This is a genomic window from Paenibacillus sp. FSL L8-0470 (genome assembly GCF_038008625.1).
Taxonomy (GTDB): Bacteria; Bacillota; Bacilli; order Paenibacillales; family Paenibacillaceae; genus Paenibacillus_AQ.
This window is the reverse complement of sequence record NZ_JBBOZM010000001.1, coordinates 7,276,722-7,292,046: the sequence shown is the minus strand read 5'-3', so window position 1 is coordinate 7,292,046 and position 15,325 is coordinate 7,276,722. Positions and strand designations below refer to the sequence as shown.

Annotated in this window: 13 protein-coding genes; 8 read left to right on the top strand and 5 right to left on the bottom strand. The window is 50.0% G+C overall.

What is annotated here, in order from left to right:
* Positions 1 to 106: 106 nt before the first annotated feature.
* Positions 107 to 1,156 carry a peptidoglycan DD-metalloendopeptidase family protein gene (locus tag NST99_RS33255; protein WP_341097429.1) on the bottom strand — a complete coding sequence of 350 codons (1,050 nt, stop codon included), beginning with the start codon at positions 1,154 to 1,156 and terminating at the stop codon, positions 107 to 109.
* A 423-nt stretch (positions 1,157 to 1,579) separates the two neighbouring features.
* Here NST99_RS33255 and NST99_RS33250 point away from each other — a divergent pair, with 423 nt between their 5' ends.
* A complete protein-coding gene (locus NST99_RS33250) occupies positions 1,580 to 2,377 on the top strand; it encodes a response regulator transcription factor (RefSeq protein ID WP_341097427.1) in 798 nt (265 codons plus the stop codon).
* Positions 2,374 to 4,146 carry a sensor histidine kinase gene (locus NST99_RS33245; protein ID WP_341097426.1) on the top strand — a complete coding sequence of 591 codons (1,773 nt, stop codon included), beginning with the start codon at positions 2,374 to 2,376 and terminating at the stop codon, positions 4,144 to 4,146. Before NST99_RS33250 ends, NST99_RS33245 begins: the two co-directional genes overlap by 4 nt.
* On the opposite strand, the gene NST99_RS33240 is transcribed toward NST99_RS33245, so the two are convergent.
* Genes NST99_RS33240 through NST99_RS33230 form a run of 3 tightly spaced genes read right to left on the bottom strand, consistent with a single transcriptional unit; the run spans position 4,133 to position 6,722 of the window.
* Entirely contained in the window at positions 4,133 to 4,825 is a 693-nt protein-coding gene (locus NST99_RS33240; RefSeq protein WP_341097425.1) for a DUF4097 family beta strand repeat-containing protein, read from the bottom strand. The two genes, NST99_RS33245 and NST99_RS33240, sit on opposite strands and share 14 nt — an antisense overlap.
* 47 nt (positions 4,826 to 4,872) lie before the next feature.
* Positions 4,873 to 5,814, bottom strand: a complete 942-nt coding sequence (locus NST99_RS33235; RefSeq protein ID WP_341097424.1) for an ABC transporter permease — start codon at positions 5,812 to 5,814, stop codon at positions 4,873 to 4,875.
* On the bottom strand, positions 5,811 to 6,722 hold the full coding sequence (locus NST99_RS33230) for an ABC transporter ATP-binding protein (protein ID WP_341097423.1): 912 nt from the start codon (positions 6,720 to 6,722) through the stop codon (positions 5,811 to 5,813). Before NST99_RS33230 ends, NST99_RS33235 begins: the two co-directional genes overlap by 4 nt.
* Before the next feature lie 167 nt (positions 6,723 to 6,889).
* On the opposite strand from NST99_RS33230, the gene NST99_RS33225 reads away from it, so the two are divergent.
* The 3 genes from NST99_RS33225 to NST99_RS33215 all read left to right on the top strand — a co-directional run bounded on the left by NST99_RS33225 (position 6,890) and on the right by NST99_RS33215 (position 9,467).
* Positions 6,890 to 8,683, top strand: a complete 1,794-nt coding sequence (locus NST99_RS33225) for a hybrid sensor histidine kinase/response regulator transcription factor (protein WP_341097422.1) — start codon at positions 6,890 to 6,892, stop codon at positions 8,681 to 8,683.
* A 93-nt stretch (positions 8,684 to 8,776) separates the two neighbouring features.
* The gene (gene rlmH / locus NST99_RS33220; protein ID WP_076111861.1) at positions 8,777 to 9,256 is read left to right on the top strand and encodes a 23S rRNA (pseudouridine(1915)-N(3))-methyltransferase RlmH; all 480 of its coding nucleotides are present in this window, start codon (positions 8,777 to 8,779) and stop codon (positions 9,254 to 9,256) included.
* Between the two features lie 31 nt (positions 9,257 to 9,287).
* Positions 9,288 to 9,467, top strand: a complete 180-nt coding sequence (locus NST99_RS33215) for a cold-inducible protein YdjO-related protein (protein ID WP_341097421.1) — start codon at positions 9,288 to 9,290, stop codon at positions 9,465 to 9,467.
* A 165-nt stretch (positions 9,468 to 9,632) separates the two neighbouring features.
* On the opposite strand, the gene pyk is transcribed toward NST99_RS33215, so the two are convergent.
* Positions 9,633 to 11,063, bottom strand: coding sequence for a pyruvate kinase (gene pyk, locus NST99_RS33210; RefSeq protein ID WP_341097420.1), 1,431 nt, complete (start codon positions 11,061 to 11,063; stop codon positions 9,633 to 9,635).
* A gap of 141 nt (positions 11,064 to 11,204) precedes the next feature.
* Here pyk and NST99_RS33205 point away from each other — a divergent pair, with 141 nt between their 5' ends.
* The 3 genes from NST99_RS33205 (at position 11,205) to NST99_RS33195 (ending at position 15,260) form a co-directional block, all read left to right on the top strand.
* Positions 11,205 to 12,107 (top strand): LysR family transcriptional regulator, encoded by a 903-nt coding sequence (locus NST99_RS33205; protein ID WP_341097419.1) that lies wholly within the window; start codon positions 11,205 to 11,207, stop codon positions 12,105 to 12,107.
* 463 nt (positions 12,108 to 12,570) lie between these two features.
* On the top strand, positions 12,571 to 12,858 hold the full coding sequence (locus NST99_RS33200) for a phosphoribosyltransferase-like protein (RefSeq protein WP_445745059.1): 288 nt from the start codon (positions 12,571 to 12,573) through the stop codon (positions 12,856 to 12,858).
* Between the two features lie 158 nt (positions 12,859 to 13,016).
* On the top strand, positions 13,017 to 15,260 hold the full coding sequence (locus tag NST99_RS33195) for a U32 family peptidase (RefSeq protein WP_341097417.1): 2,244 nt from the start codon (positions 13,017 to 13,019) through the stop codon (positions 15,258 to 15,260).
* Positions 15,261 to 15,325 lie beyond the last annotated feature (65 nt).

Sequence of the window (15,325 nt, the reverse complement as noted above, 5' to 3'; positions counted from 1 at the left end):
AAAGGAAAAAGAACCCTGCCATCAGCAGGGTCCAGTTCATACTATGCAGATTAAGGCGCTTGCCTCAGGCGTATCCTATCATGTTCATTCTTCTTTTCTTGAGCTGTTAGCGGTTTGCAGCGGTCTTGCCGGTTACAGTCTGGCCCTTCAGCGGATTAAGATTGTCCTTCCACCGGATATGGAGGGACCGGGAGCCGAACAGGTCGGCTCCGTTCGATACCTGGTAATGCAGATGCGGCTCGCTGGAGTTGCCGGAATTACCAAGCTTCCCGATGATATCGCCCGTTTTGACCGAATCGCCTTTTTTTACGGTTACCGAACCTTGCTTCAGATGGGCCAAAAAGCTGTATTCTCCGCCGTGGTCAATCACGACCAGATTGCCTGGGGGTTCTTTTTCATTCATCACGCCCACAGGGGTATTATCGGGGATGTCATTTATGACTTCGGTGACGATTCCGTCAGCAGGGGCGGTGACATTCTTTCCAAAGGCATGGTAGCTCTCATTGCGCAGCGGATCTCCTTCGTATGAAAGTCCATTCACTTCCTGCACGAAATCATAGGCGTAGCGCTGGCTTTCGTACTCATAATGATAATTGTTCAGCACGTTGTTGCCGCCCCAGAATACAAACCAATCCCCTTGGAACGGCAGCGTCATGGCAGTCCGGGTCAATAACTTATCCGTCTCGGGATAGGTGGTCAGCTCCGTGATGTTCAGGCCATGAATGATGCCCGCTTCATCAAAAACAGCAATAATCCCCTTATGGCCATCATCGCTTGTCCATATCCGGTGTTCGGTGCCATTCAGCCGCATCACAGTGGAAGGCTCAAAGGCAGTGACCCCTTGAATAAACGCCGAACCCATCTCTTTGACCTCCTCTTCACTGATTTGCTGCTTGAATTCAGGGCTGAACCGCTCATAAATCCCGCTGAAATTGCCGCTTAACAGGGCCCCGGCCAAATTCTCCGGCTGTACGGGCAGTTGTCCGCTTTTGCTGGTTTCAGGGGATGCGGAAGGCGTAACTTGTGCTGCCTCCTCTGTGGGGCTGGCAGATGCTGATGACTCCGGACTGTTATTCATCGAATTCTCTCCTCCACAGGCTGATAATAAGACGGCCAAGACCGTCGTACCAGCCATCATTTTGCTGATGCTTCGCATATGTTGTTCCTCCCGGCAGTGCTGTTGTCCTATCGTCTCTTTATTGTAGCTAGTCAGTATTTCTGCCAGTATAACACTGCATTAACGGTTGCTTAACTTTGAACAACAGTTTTGGCAGACGAATTAAGCTATTGTTAAGGTTATGCGTCCAGCCTGGCGGAGCCAATCATGTTATGATAGTTGCGATTACTAGATAGATTGAACTTGAGAATTACATTTAAGGAAAAGTGCGGAGGGGAATTTTGGAACTGTAGGAGCGATAGCGTCCGCCTTTAGGTTTGGATTTCTACCGCGATTCGCGGTTAAAATCAGGAAATCCAAACCTAACAGCGGCCGGAAGTCCAAATATTCTCTGTAGTCACGGCCATTCCCAAAATAGAAGAATTATAAGTTCAATTTATATAAATCGAAAGGGGAACTGGCATGAACCATGCTGCCATTCTGCTCGTCGATGACGAGGCGTCCATTGTTGAGCTGATCAAGACGGTACTTTATAAAGAAGGATTCACGGATATAGATTCGGCGGGTACGGGTGAAGCTGCTATTCTGGCCTGCCAGAGCAAGGTGTATGACCTGATTGTGCTGGATGTGATGCTGCCGGGGCGCAGCGGGATTGATATTTGCCCTTTCCTGCGGCAGACGACGAATGCGCCGGTGCTGTTTTTGTCTGCGCGTATTTCGGATTTTGACAAGCTTACCGGCTTTGCGGTCGGCGGCGATGATTATATCACCAAACCGTTTAATCCGCTGGAGCTGGTGGCCCGGATCCGTTCGCAGCTTCGCCGTTATCTTGGTGACGCGGGCGGGACGGAGCCTGTTCAAAATAAAGAGGGGCAACACGGACAGCCTCCCCAGAGAAATGCCAGGCAGGAGCGGCAGCCGGTTCAGCAGAACATTAGCTATGATTTCGGAAGATTTCAGGTGGATGAGACGGCGGGCGAACTGAGAGTGGAGGGTGAAGTGGTCACCTGTCCGGCGCTGGTGTTTCAGTTGCTGTTATTTTTCTGCAAGCATCCGAACCGGCTGTTCACCAAAAGCGAGCTGTACGAGCGGGTATGGGGCGAGGCCGCGCTTAGCGACGACAATACAGTTATGGTGCATATTCACCGGATCCGCGAACGGATTGAAACGGAGCCTGCCAATCCCGTGTATCTGGTCAACGTTAGAGGACTGGGGTATAAGCTGGTACAGCGCAGCGGGAGGGAAAAGGGACAGGCATGAAGATGAAAAGGCGTCTGACACTCCGGTTCGTGCTGCATTCGGCCATCGCCGGATTGGTTGTGCTGCTTATTGCGGCAATCACCGTTATGTGGGTGCTGCTGCGGCTTTCGGAGATTAATCTCACCGATAATTTTGTTTCCGTGGGTTTGGAAAGGCTGGTTGAGTCCTCCGAGTTCGGAGCGGACGGCGTTATCTTCGACCCGAAGCTGCTGGAGCAGGTCAAGCAAAATAAAGGCTGGCTGCAAAGCCTGGATGAGAACGGAAAAGTAGAGAAGTCCTATAACACGCCTTCTGATGTTCCCGCGCAGTATAATCCGGGGGAGCTGGCCGCCTATTGGCAGCAGCAGCAGAATTTCCCGTATGATGTCTACCTCTGGATTCAGGAGAAACACGGCAGAATATACACGCTTCTCTATGGGGTGCCTCAGGTGCTTAAGCCGCTATTGCAAGCGGTCAGCGAAGAACCTTCCTCCTATGCGGAGGGGAAGCTGCTGCTTTCAGCTAAGACAGAAAGCCGGATCCAGGCGCTTGACGGTTATGTGCAGCTGCTTAATCCGGAGGGCAGTGAGGTAGCGGCTTTTAACCGGCCGGACTCTGCTCCAGCCAAATATACTGTACAAGAGCTTGCCTTGCGCTCGAAGTATGAGGGAAGATACGGATACCGTATGGCGTTTGACTATAATGAAGATACCGGTCAGACCTGGGTGGTAAGCTTGCCCAATGATATGGCAAAGTCATCGGGCAAGGCCCCCCTGATCTCTGCAGAAATGCGCATTGTACTGACTGGAATTGCCGGGATGCTGGGGGCGACGCTGCTGATCTTTGCGCTGCTGTCCTTCTTGAACGCGCGCCGCTTCGGCGCTCCGATGTTCCATATGCTGGCCTGGCTCGATTTCCTCGGGCAGGGCTTTTATGACGAACCGGTGGACCGCAAGGGCCGTCCGCGCAGCCGATTGAAGTCAGGCAAGTGGAAGCGGCGTTATACTATCTTTGCCGATGTCATGCTGTCATTGGACCAGCTGACCGGAATTCTGCGGCGTGACGAGGACCGGCGGCAGCGGACAGAGACCCTGCGGGAAGAATGGATTACCGGCATTACCCATGATTTGAAAACCCCGCTCTCCTCCATTAAAGGTTATGCCCATTTGCTCGCAGAGGATACTTATGACTGGTCCTCTGAAGAAGTCCGCAAGTTCTCTGCAATCATGCTGGAGAAGTCGGCGCATATGGATACGCTGATCAGCGATTTGGCCATTACCTACCGGCTGAGGTCGGGTATTCATGTCCCGCAGACCGAGCCCGTGGAGATGAGAGCCTGGCTTGGCAATGCGCTGAAACAGGCCGCGGCCAACCCGGAGTATGGAGAGGGTCGGATCATTTATCAATCCCCTGACACAGAAATTACCGCCAGGATCTATCGGCCTTGGATGGAGAGGGTCGTCGGCAATTTAACGGCCAATGCGCTGCTGCATAATTCTTCGGACACGCAGCTTACCGTAACGCTGAGTGCGATGGATACCGGCGGATTGGTTATTATTTTCCGCGACAATGGCCAGGGGATGGATGAGCAGACGGCGGCGAATTTATTCGAGCGGTATTACCGCGGGGGAGATACGGCTTCCACAACGAACGGGTCCGGTCTGGGCATGGCGATCTCCAAGGGATTGGTCGAGGCGATGGGTGGACAGATCACCGTGAGTTCCGCCCCCGGCAAAGGAACGGAAATCCGGCTTATCTGGGATGGTCTGGCGGCTGTTACTTTCGGCTAACGTTTCCGCCAATGGTGCCAAGCTTAATTTCACCGTTCCCGGTCTGGGAAATCACGGCATCGCCCGTAATATGATCCATATCCAGTGACCCGTCTCCGACAGCAACCTCGGCCGAACCTGCTACTTCGGTTACCACAACATGTCCATTGATATTATCGATATCAACATCGGTACCAATATTGCGCACGGTGATATCGCCGTCTCTATTGGAGAGTGTTACCGGACCTTTGGTGTCGATAACCTCCAGATCACCGTTCACGTTGTCCACTTTCAGTGAGGCCGAGAGATCAGCAACCTTAAGTTTGCCGTCTCTATGTGAGTCCAGCTCCACAGCCAGTTCACGCGGAAGTGTAATCTCCAGATCTACGGACCCGGAGCCCATAGCCAGCATCTGGCTGCCAAAGGAAGCATCCAAATATGCAGTAGCCTCTTCTGCCCGCAGCTTCAGCTTTAATTTATCCATACTTATGCCTTTGGCGGTGACCACGGCGTTGACCTCAATCGTATCCGTGTCTGCACCGTTTACTTCAATTTCCCCGTTGCGGTTGTCTATGACCAGCTTCGTCAGCTTGGCTGCATCCAGTTCAAGCTTCTGAGTTGACGATGTTTCTTCGCCTTTGCTACAAGCGGTTACTAGCAGCAGGCAACCTACGATCATTAATCTCGATGTCCAGCGCATTTGAATTCCCCTTTTCTAAATTTAATATGGAAGAGCATTGTGTGCCGTTATGAGACATCACGTTTGACGAACAGGGTGTGCGAAAGAAGATGCATGACTGCCAGATGAAGCCCTATAAAAGCCAGAGAGAAGCCGAGCGTCATGCCTTTCACCGCCGGATCACCCAAGAAATAACCGCTAAGGTCGGAATGGGAGAAAATAAAGAAACGGGTCCACGTCCAGCCGTTCATAGCGATGGAAATAACAAATCCGGCCACGGAGACGAACAAGGGAATGACGATAGCAAAGATAGGACTGCGAAAACCCGCAGATATCATAAAAGCCAATGTAACTGAAATGAGCAGAAACGGCAGATGGAACAAGTAACTGCCAAGGATTGAAAGCAGCATGGGCGTTTGGTGCACGGTGTGATCCCGCACATACATATAGCTGTCTCCAAGACCGCCCCAGCCGAACATGATTCCCCCGAACAGCAGGGAGAGCAGAAGGCCGAGCAGCGTCAACCCCAGTCCGAACAGGATCGCAGCAATATATTTGGCGGTATAAACCTCTGTCCGGCTGGCCGAGCGGGTCAGCAGCAGCTTGATCGTGCCGGACACAAATTCGGCAGCTGCAATCTCTCCGGCAATAATGATTGAGATCAGCGAGACGGCAAATATAATGTTTCCTGAAAGATCCCCCGCAAAGCTCCAGGCATTCGTCTCAGGCGGCAAATTATGCTGCAGGGAGTACTCGTTCAGCAAAATGTTTTTCTCCGCCTGCCGTATTTCAATCTGCAGCGCATCCGGTTCGGCAGCTTCCTCTGCCAGCCGGTGATTCTCCTGTTCAAGCTGCGACCTCCAGTCTGCCGCTGCGGTGGCCCCATCTCCAGCACGCACATTGATGATCTGAAGGATGACGAAGACTGCAACGAGAGCAATGAGCACCCAGGTGCGTTTTCTTTTGTAAATCTTCATATTCTCATTTCGGATATAGTTAATCAGCTTCAATGTCCTTGCCCTCCTGTAATCTCAAGGTATTTGTCTTCAAGCGTCCGCTTCACCGTATTCACCCCGTATACGTTAATGCCTGAATCCAGCAGCTTCTGGCTGATTTCGGGAATGCGGTTCTTGGGTAGGCGTACACGAAGCTGATTGTGGCCGGCAGTAATTTCCGCGCCTGACAGGAAAGCTTGCAGCACCTGCACCGCCAGCTCCGGCCGGTCCACCTCGAACTGGACGAGCGCGTCATCCTCCTGAACCAGCTCCGATAAGCGATGCACGCCGATCAGCTTGCCTTGCTGGAGCACGGCAACGCGGTCGCACATCATCTCCATTTCGGACATCAGATGGCTGGAGATCAGGATGCCGACATTCTCCTGGCGGGCCAGATTCTTCAGATGCTCCCGCAGCTCGTGGATGCCCGCCGGGTCAAGGCCGTTGGTCGGTTCATCCAGCAGCAGTAAAGAGGGCTTATGCATCAGCGCTACGGCCAGGCCGAGACGCTGCCGCATCCCCAGCGAGTAGGTGCTGACTTTTGCAGAAATGCTCAGCTCCAGTCCTACAAGCTTGATGACCTCCTTCAGCCGGTCCTCAGTGACGCCCGGACTCATTCTTGAGAAGAGGATCAGATTGTCATATCCGGATAAATATTTGTACAGATCGGGCTGTTCCACAATAACGCCAACCTTGCCCATAGCTGCGGAGAATTGCTGCCGGGTGTCGATTCCGTCAATAATGACCTGTCCTTCCGATTTGGAGACGAGCCCCACGATCATGCGGATTGTCGTTGTTTTTCCAGCTCCGTTGGGGCCCAGCAGGCCCATGATTTCTCCTTTTTCCATTTCTAGTGATACATGGTCTACAAGAGTTTTGCGGCCAATGACCTTGGTCAGATCCCGTATTTGAAGCAGCGGCAAAGCTACCCCTCCCTTTTCCAAATGATTGTAGTAGGATATAATTCTGCATATCGCTTAGCTGAATCCCGCTGCCCTTAACCTACCAAGCGGACTGTCATATTGAACAGTTACTGCGTGTCATATGCTGGATGTGACAACAGATCAAGCTGAATTGGAGATGCTGATTGATGCGTAAAAATAAAGCCCGGCGGGCGTGGCAAGATCTAACCGTTCTGCTCTTACGCCTGTTATGGAGCATAGCGGTCATTATATTGATGTATCTGGATAAGCCGGATTTCCCGCTCAGGCTGGTGCTGCCAGCGGTATTGCTGGGCGGCTTAATTCCTGCATGGGTTGGACGGGATTTCAAGACGCGGTATGTTCTTCTGGAATTTATATTCGCAGGCGGGATCGCGCTCGCGCTGGCATATTATTTTGACTTAACGCGATTATTCCTGCCTGCCGTAATGATGCTTGCCTTCCATACCCGGGGCAAGGCGCACTTATATACGCTTCCAATCACCTTATTGCTGTACAGCTTAAGCGCCGGACCCGCGATAGGGGAAGGACTGTCGCACCCGCTGATCTGGAAGAGCCTGTCGGACGGGTTGTTTGTCTACGCAGCCGGATATGGATTGCAGATGGGAGCGAAGTCGATCAACGCGATCCGGCAAAAGCTGACGCTAGTCAACGAGCAATATGCCATTCTGGAGCAGTATTCCTCTCAGATTGAACGCATGACCCTGCTGGAGGAACGTTACCGGATGGCCGGGGAAGTACATGATACAATTGGACACAGCTATACTTCGATGATTCTGGGTCTGGAAACGCTGAGGCCGCATGTAACCACGGAGGAAGGAGAGCATAAGCTTCAGGGTGTTCTGGAGCTAGCCCGCAAGGGGCTGGAGGATGTGAGGCGGCAGGTCCATCAGATGGACCCGCTGGAGGAGCCGGTGACCTTGGACCGGGCTTTGATGCAGATTGCCGGGCAGTTCGAATCCAATACGGGGGTCGCATTGTCGTTCCGCACGATGGGCGAGCCTTATGCGGTGATTAAGCAGGCCAAACATACATTATGCCGTTCGCTGCAGGAGGCACTGACCAATGCCAGCAGGCATGGGCAGGCGAGCGCCATCCGGGTGGTCCTGCAATATGATCCGGCCCAGCTCATGCTGCAGATTCAGGATAACGGCAAGGGAACTGCACAGCTGCGCTACGGCTTCGGCCTCAACGGTATGAAGGAGCGTCTAGCGGCATTGCAGGGCAAGCTATATATTGATTCCCAGGAAAATGACGGTACATTGGTAACCTGTATGATCCCGAATCAGACGCAGGAAGGGGAGCGGCGGATTGATATCCTGCTGGCTGACGATCAGCCGCTGGTCCGCGAGAGCCTGAGGCTGCTGCTTGGAGAGGAGAAGGATTTCCGGATCCGTACTGCCGCGAATGGCAAGCAGGCGCTGGAGCAATGCGCCGCTGAGCAGCCGGATATTGTCCTGATGGATATTCACATGCCGGAAATGGACGGCCTGGAGGCTACCCGGCAGCTTAAGGAGAAGTGGCCGGAGATCCGGGTCATTATCATTACAACCTTCGAGGAGATTACCTATGCGGCGGAAGCGCTACGGCTTGGCGCTGAGGGCTATCTGCTAAAGGCACTCCATCCGAAGGAATTGGCGGCGACGATCCGCCTGGTCTACGGAGGCGGGACGATGATCTCGCAGGAGGTGGCCCAGCAGCTGTTCCAGGATCAGCAGTTGGATACTTCACTGAATCCGTATGACCTGACCGAGCGGGAGCTGGAGGTTCTGCAAGAATTAACGGAAGGGCTGCGCAATAAGCAGATTGCCCAGAAGCTGCATCTGTCAGAGGGGACCGTCCGAAACTATATTTCGGCGATTTATTTGAAGCTCCAGGTGGGCGACCGCGACGAGGCCGTAGAGAAGAGCAGGAAAGAGCAGCTGGTGCAGCCTCGGGCATAGAATTGATTTAAGACTGATGGCTGGCGGATGCCTTACTAATCATACAACGAAGAATACAGCAGCCGGCCCGGAGGCCGGTGTATGGAGGATATTATGTTAATTCAAATTATCGGCGTGGGCAAATTGAAGGAGAAATACCTGATCGACGGCATCGCGGAGTATGCCAAGCGGCTGACGCCGTACCTCAAGCTCCAGCTCATCGAAGTAGCCGATGAGAAAGCGCCCGACAACCTAAGCGCCGCAGAGGTTGTCCAGGTTAAGGCACGCGAGGGCGAACGCATCCTCGCGCACATCAAGAGCGAGGCGCATGTTATAGCGCTCGCGATCGACGGCAAGCTCTGGAGCTCCGAGGAGCTTGCCGCAGAGATCGACCGGCTCGGCACCTACGGGACGAGCCATGTCGCCTTCGTCATCGGAGGCAGCCACGGGCTCTCCGATGAGGTCCTGCGCCGCGCCCAGCAGCGCATGAGCTTCGGCCGCATGACGCTGCCCCACCAGCTCATGCGGCTGGTGCTTGTAGAGCAGGTGTACCGGGCGGTGAAGATAAATCGCGGTGAACCGTATCATAAGTAGGGGCAAGTTTTTGAGTTGCAATTAATGCTTTTTGTACTATTTACGGAAAAAGCCATTACTTGATTTACCGGGGGAACTGACAGCCATCTGGTCGTGCATCAAAGACGGCTGTAACGGGTGGACGAGGGACAACTTTGTGTTTATCGTCCAGCTACCTGTATCCAATGTGGAAACCCCACAGAAAAAAGCGAGAAGATGCAATCGAACGTAGACAATACGAGTCCCGACCAAACCAAATGGTAGAGGATCACCGACAAGCTCTGCAGGGTCCATTGCACAAATTCTTGCCGCCGAGGGAAGGTTCGATAGGGGCGCAGGGTAAACCAAAAACAACCGTAGCAGGTACGATTGGCTCCTGCCACGGTTGTTTTACTTTTTAGAGCGCTTCGCCTACTTGGTGAACCCGCAGCAGGTTGGTGGTTCCGGTGCAGCCTGCAGGGACACCGGCGGTGATGACCACCAGGTCGCCATCTTGTACGTAACCGGCCGACTTGGCCAGTTCAACGGCGGCTGCTACGGCTGCATCAGTGTTGGAAGCGAACTCGCTGCGGAGCAGCGGGGTTACACCCCAGGTTAAGGACAGGGCGTACAGCACGCTCTCCTTGGTGGATACGGCGATGACCGGTGCAGCCGGCTTGTGCTTGGCGATCATCCGGGCGGTAAAGCCGCTTTCGGTCAAGGCGAGAATGGCCTTGGCGGAGAGCACGAGGGCGGTGTGGGCAACGGCTTCACCGATGGCGCCGGTTACGTCGGTGGCAGCCTCGGCACCCTTGCAGCTGCAGCGGCCGTAGCGTCCCAGGACGGACTCTGCGCGGGCGGCGATGCGGGCCATGGTCTCGACGGACTCCAGCGGGTATTTGCCTGCGGCGGATTCACCGGACAGCATGACGGAATCGGTGCCGTCGAATATGGCGTTGGCGACGTCGCCCGCTTCCGCACGGGTCGGACGCGGGTTCATCTGCATGGACTCCAGCATGTGGGTGGCGGTGATAACCGGTTTACCGGCCAGGTTGCACTTCTTGATCATGTCTTTCTGAACCAGCGGCACGTCTTCCACCGGCAGGTCTACGCCCAGATCTCCGCGGGCAACCATCAGGCCGTCGGCTACGCTCAGGATGGCGTCCAGGTTCTCCACTCCCTCGTCATTTTCGATCTTGGCGATGACCTGGATGTGGCCGGCCTTGTGCTCGTTGAGGATATGTTTGATCTCGAGAATATCTTCGGCTTTGCGGACGAAGGATTGGGCGATGATGTCGATGTTCTGCTCAATGCCGAACTTGATGTGCCGGACGTCCTTCTCGGTTACGCCGGGAAGGCTGGTTTTGACGCCGGGAACGTTGACGCCCTTGCGCTGCTTCAGCTTGCCGCCGTTCTTGATGAGGCAGTTGATCTCGGTGCCTTCGGCCTTTACGACCTCCAGACGGACCAGACCGTCATCGATCAGGATGATGCTACCGGGCTTCACATCTTGGGGAAGCTGCTTGTAGGTGACTTGGATGCGGTCCTTGGTGCCGAGCACTTCCTCGGTGGTCAGAACCACGGTTTCACCCGGTACCAGCTCCGCGTAGTCCGAGGCCATTTTGCCGATGCGAATTTCCGGACCTTTGATGTCGAGCAGGACGGCAACGTATTGGTTCAGCTCCTTGGCTGCTTTCCGGATGCGGCGGATGCGCTCCGCGTGCTCGTCCAGCTCTCCGTGGGCGAAGTTCAGGCGGGCGATGTTCATGCCGGCTTGGATCAGCCTCCGGAGCATTTCGGGGCTTTCGCTGGAGGGACCGATGGTGCAGACGATTTTAGTTTTGCTCATGGCTTTTTTCTCTCCTTATTATTTAACGTTGAACTCTTGTGAAAATTTTCCCTAACCCATACAATAAAGCATAACGATTCATCAGAAAAATATATATATATTCGTTATTCATCAATTTTGATGTAGAAGGTAGGTCATCTTATGAATCTTCACGCCCTTAAAATATTTCATACCATCGCCGAAAAAGGCGGAGTCACCCGCGCCGCGGAGGAACTACGGATCAGCCAGCCTGCGGTTACGGCCCAGGTACGCAACCTGGAGAAGGAGCTGGGCATCCAGCTGTTGGCCTCCAAGGGGCGTGGCATTCTATTGACCGATGCGGGTCAAATGCTGGCCAGTCACGCCAAACGGCTGTTTGCGTTGGAGCGTGAGCTGGATGAAGCGGTTCGGGAATACAAGGCAGGGTTCAGCGGTATCTTGCGGATCGTCGCCACCTATCTGCCAGCCAATCTCCTGCTGCCGGAATGGCTGGCTCTCTACAAACAGGAGCATCCTTCCGTGGAGGTTGTCCTGACCACTGCCAACTCCCGGGAAGCGGTGGAAGGGCTACTGCAGTACGATGCGGAGGTCGCCGTCTATGGAGGCGGCTGGGAAGAGCAAACGGGCATCGAATGGGAGGAGCTTCTGGAGGACGAGCTCTGGTTTATCGTCCCCAAAAATCATCCATACGCCGGGAAGGAAATAACTTTAGCGGAAATGATGAAGGTTCCCTTCATTCTGCGTGAAGAGGGAAGCTCTACCCGGGAGCGTCTTTTCTCCTTGTGCCGGGCTTTGAACGTGAATCCTCCCAAGGTCGGTCTGCAATTTAACGGGGTGAACGAGATGGTTCGGGCCGTCATGGCGGGCTACGGAGCCATCTTTATCTCCTCCCTGGCCGTAAGGGACAATGTGGAGCGCGGGGATGTGGATCGTGTGATGGTCAACGGCGCTTCGCTGTTAAATCCGATTGCCGTCTGTACCCGGAAGCAGGAGACGTTGTCGCCGGCAGCGGCAGCATTCCTCTCACTGGTCCGGGAGCAGTCGAAAGGATGGGCAGGAAATTAAATGTTCTGTCACTCCCTAATTATGAAGCATGCTTTTGAACAAACTAACATTTTTCTTCTTGCAAAAGGAGAATGGCACAATAATAGGCAAAAACATGCCGTTAAAGACAACGCGGTGAACCGTATCATAAGTAGGGCGAAATTTATTTTTGGTAGGTAGAGGATAAGAATAGTCAGTTTTCGACAATTAGAGATAAAGAATATATAGGACATGACCGCTAAAACTTAGTTTTAGGGTTATTTGTCCTAATTACTACCATAATGTGGTACTATTGGGGTGTTTGACAGAACGGTTTAGCTTTATGAATAAAAGAACGGTCACGATGATTTCGAGTTGATGAAAATTGAGAGCGTAAACGAGATTATTTATGGAGGTTAATCTATGAAGTATCCTGTGAATATAAGGAATATGATATCGGAGATTGAAGAGGATACTATTACATCTTTAGACTCGAAATGACTCTATTCCTCACGATCAAAGAAAAGGAATTTTGGAACGATTGAAGCATTATGGCTCGATTTGTTCAAAGAAAATGCCAATAGGCTATGAGGGGATGGGTGCTCTATTAATATTCTATTACAACACCCCGAAAACAACACTACCAATAATATGGGGCAGCCAAAATGGTTGGATTCCATTATTCCGCAGAGTTAGTAGAATAAATGGTATTGAATCATACTATAAACAAATATCAAATAAACTTAAACCAGAAGCAAAAGAAAAAGTAATTAATTTAGATTTTTTTCTATGAAAGCCTATTAACTCAGGAGAGTCTTTATGAGAGTAGTTGGCTTTTTGCATATGAGTGTTGCAACCAAGGTTGGTTGGGTAAAAACAAGAATGAAAATTTTATAAAAAGTGACAATTTTTTTGAACAGCTCGCAATTTATGGGTCATAAGGAGGAAAAAATGACTGAATTACTAGCTCCAGCAGGAAATATGGAGGCTTTAAAAGCTGCGATTTCTAATGGTTGTGATGCAATATACTTAGGAATGCAAAAATTTGGTGCACGTGCATACTCATCTAATTTTGATTTTGAATCGTTAAAAGAGGCTGTTACGTATGCGCACCTGAGGGACGTTAAACTCTATGTTACAATGAATACCATCGTTTTTGAAAATGAAGTTGAAGAGATGAAAGAGCAGATACACGAATTAAATAAAATCGGTGTTGATGGCATTATCGTCCAGGACCTGACTGCTTTCGATTATATTGTTAATAACTTTCTTGATATGGAAGCACATTGTTCAACTCAAATGGGAATAGACGATTTAGACGGAACTTTATTATTTAAAGAACTTGGTGCTAAAAGAGTTGTTCTGTCCCGTGAGGTTGAGATTGAAAAAGTAAAAGAGATCAAAAGAATAGCTGAGATACCTTTAGAAATTTTCGTTCACGGTGCTTTATGTGTATCTTACTCGGGAAACTGTCTAATGTCAGGATTAATCGGCTATCGATGCGCAAATCGCGGAAGATGTGTTGGTTCATGCCGTAAGGAGTATGAACTAATGGATAAGACAACAGATACATCTTTAGGGAAAAACTATATTCTATCTACTAAGGACTTAAACACCATCGATTATATCCATGATTTAAAAGAAATCGATTCTTTAAAAATAGAAGGTCGAATGAAAGTGCCTACGTATGTTGCTAATGTTGTATCAAAATATCGCATGGCCTTAGATAATAAAATAACCGAAGAAGATAAAGAAAATCTGAAAAAAACATTCAATAGAACGTTTACTAAAGGATATTTGTTTCACGAAGATAAGAAAAATATTACAAACATCTTAAGACCTAATAACTTTGGTTATGAAATTGGAACAATTAGCAAGATTGTTAAAGATAGGTATGAAATAACACTTACACGTACTTTAAATCAAAACGATACAATCAGAATAAGTCACAACAATGAAGATGTTAATTTAACGGTTGCCAAACTGTACGATAAAGAGGGCGAATTAATCAACAAAGCAGATGATGTCTGCTATATCAAAATCAAAGAAAAGGTGTCTAAGGGAGATTTAGTATATAAAACGAAGGATTATTTCTATAACAAAGAATTAGAATCATCACTGGAAAAAGAATTTAAGCGGTTTAACCTGGATATTAGAGTATATGCATGTCCAGACTCAAAGCTTTTCATAGATGCGGAGGGCTTAGGCTTTAATTATTTATATGAAAGCGAGGAAATACTAGGCGAAGCCATTAATAATCCAACAACGAAAGACCAGGTAATAAAGCAATTTTCAAGATTAAATGATACTATATTCGAACTTAATCATGTAGATTTTGAGGAATGCAATGCATTTATTCCAGCTAAACTGTTAAATGCAGCAAGAAGAGATATTGTACTGGGCTTATATGACTTAAAGCTTAACAGCCAAAAGAAAAGAACCAAGGCTTTGAAAGCAAAAGAAAAAATAAGCTTTGCCCCTGAAAAACCATACCTTACGGCCTCTGTAACGACTAAGGAGCAGTACGATGCTTGCGTGAGCTGTGGAATTAAGGAAATCTATTTTAAAAACGTTGTTAGAAGAAATCAGAATGATTATAAGGAAAAAGAAGGGCAGCTGCTAATCGGAGGATATGGTGGAATTTATCACTACAGAGAAACTAATCCGTTTGTTACGGACTATTCTCTAAATGTTGTTAATGCTACTAGTTGCTATGAATTATATAAATTAGGTGCAAAACGAGTCACTTTATCTTATGAATTGAATAAGAGCCAAATTGAAGATTTAATGAATGCCTATGTTGAAGAAAATGACGGCTATCCTGCACTGGAAATGATTGTATATGGTAAGGTTCCTTTGATGTTTACAAAATATTGTCCGATGAAAAAAATGAATCAATGCAGAATTTGCAAAACGAAGAGCTATGAGTTAAAAGATGAGCACGGAACGTTCCCTATAATTTCCCATAATGATTGTACAACGACTCTCCTTAATGGGAAGACGCTTAATCTTTTAGATGAGCTACAAAACATCAAAGGAATCGAGGCGCTCAGATTAAACTTCACAGTTGAATCAAAAGAGCAGGTTGTGAAAGTCATTAATATGGCGTCAGGCAAATTAAATGGCTCAATGAATAATGCTGTCTTTAATCAGGAAACAGACACAAGAGGACATTTTAATAAAGAGATTGTGTAGGTAGCCAAAGGGATGGTTCTGGCGATATATAATGGCGAGATCGAAACCAACAGCGGCAGCGGTCA

Excerpts from the sequence above, each read along its gene's own strand:
- pyk (WP_341097420.1), bottom strand. The coding sequence starts at position 11,063 with ATGAGCAAAACTAAAATCGTCTGCACCATCGGTCCCTCCAGCGAAAGC.
- NST99_RS33195 (WP_341097417.1), top strand. The coding sequence starts at position 13,017 with ATGACTGAATTACTAGCTCCAGCAGGAAATATGGAGGCTTTAAAAGCT.
- NST99_RS33240 (WP_341097425.1), bottom strand. The coding sequence starts at position 4,825 with ATGCGCTGGACATCGAGATTAATGATCGTAGGTTGCCTGCTGCTAGTA.
- NST99_RS33245 (WP_341097426.1), top strand. The coding sequence starts at position 2,374 with ATGAAGATGAAAAGGCGTCTGACACTCCGGTTCGTGCTGCATTCGGCC.
- NST99_RS33250 (WP_341097427.1), top strand. The coding sequence starts at position 1,580 with ATGAACCATGCTGCCATTCTGCTCGTCGATGACGAGGCGTCCATTGTT.
- NST99_RS33205 (WP_341097419.1), top strand. The coding sequence starts at position 11,205 with ATGAATCTTCACGCCCTTAAAATATTTCATACCATCGCCGAAAAAGGC.
- rlmH (WP_076111861.1), top strand. The coding sequence starts at position 8,777 with ATGTTAATTCAAATTATCGGCGTGGGCAAATTGAAGGAGAAATACCTG.
- NST99_RS33225 (WP_341097422.1), top strand. The coding sequence starts at position 6,890 with ATGCGTAAAAATAAAGCCCGGCGGGCGTGGCAAGATCTAACCGTTCTG.
- NST99_RS33255 (WP_341097429.1), bottom strand. The coding sequence starts at position 1,156 with ATGCGAAGCATCAGCAAAATGATGGCTGGTACGACGGTCTTGGCCGTC.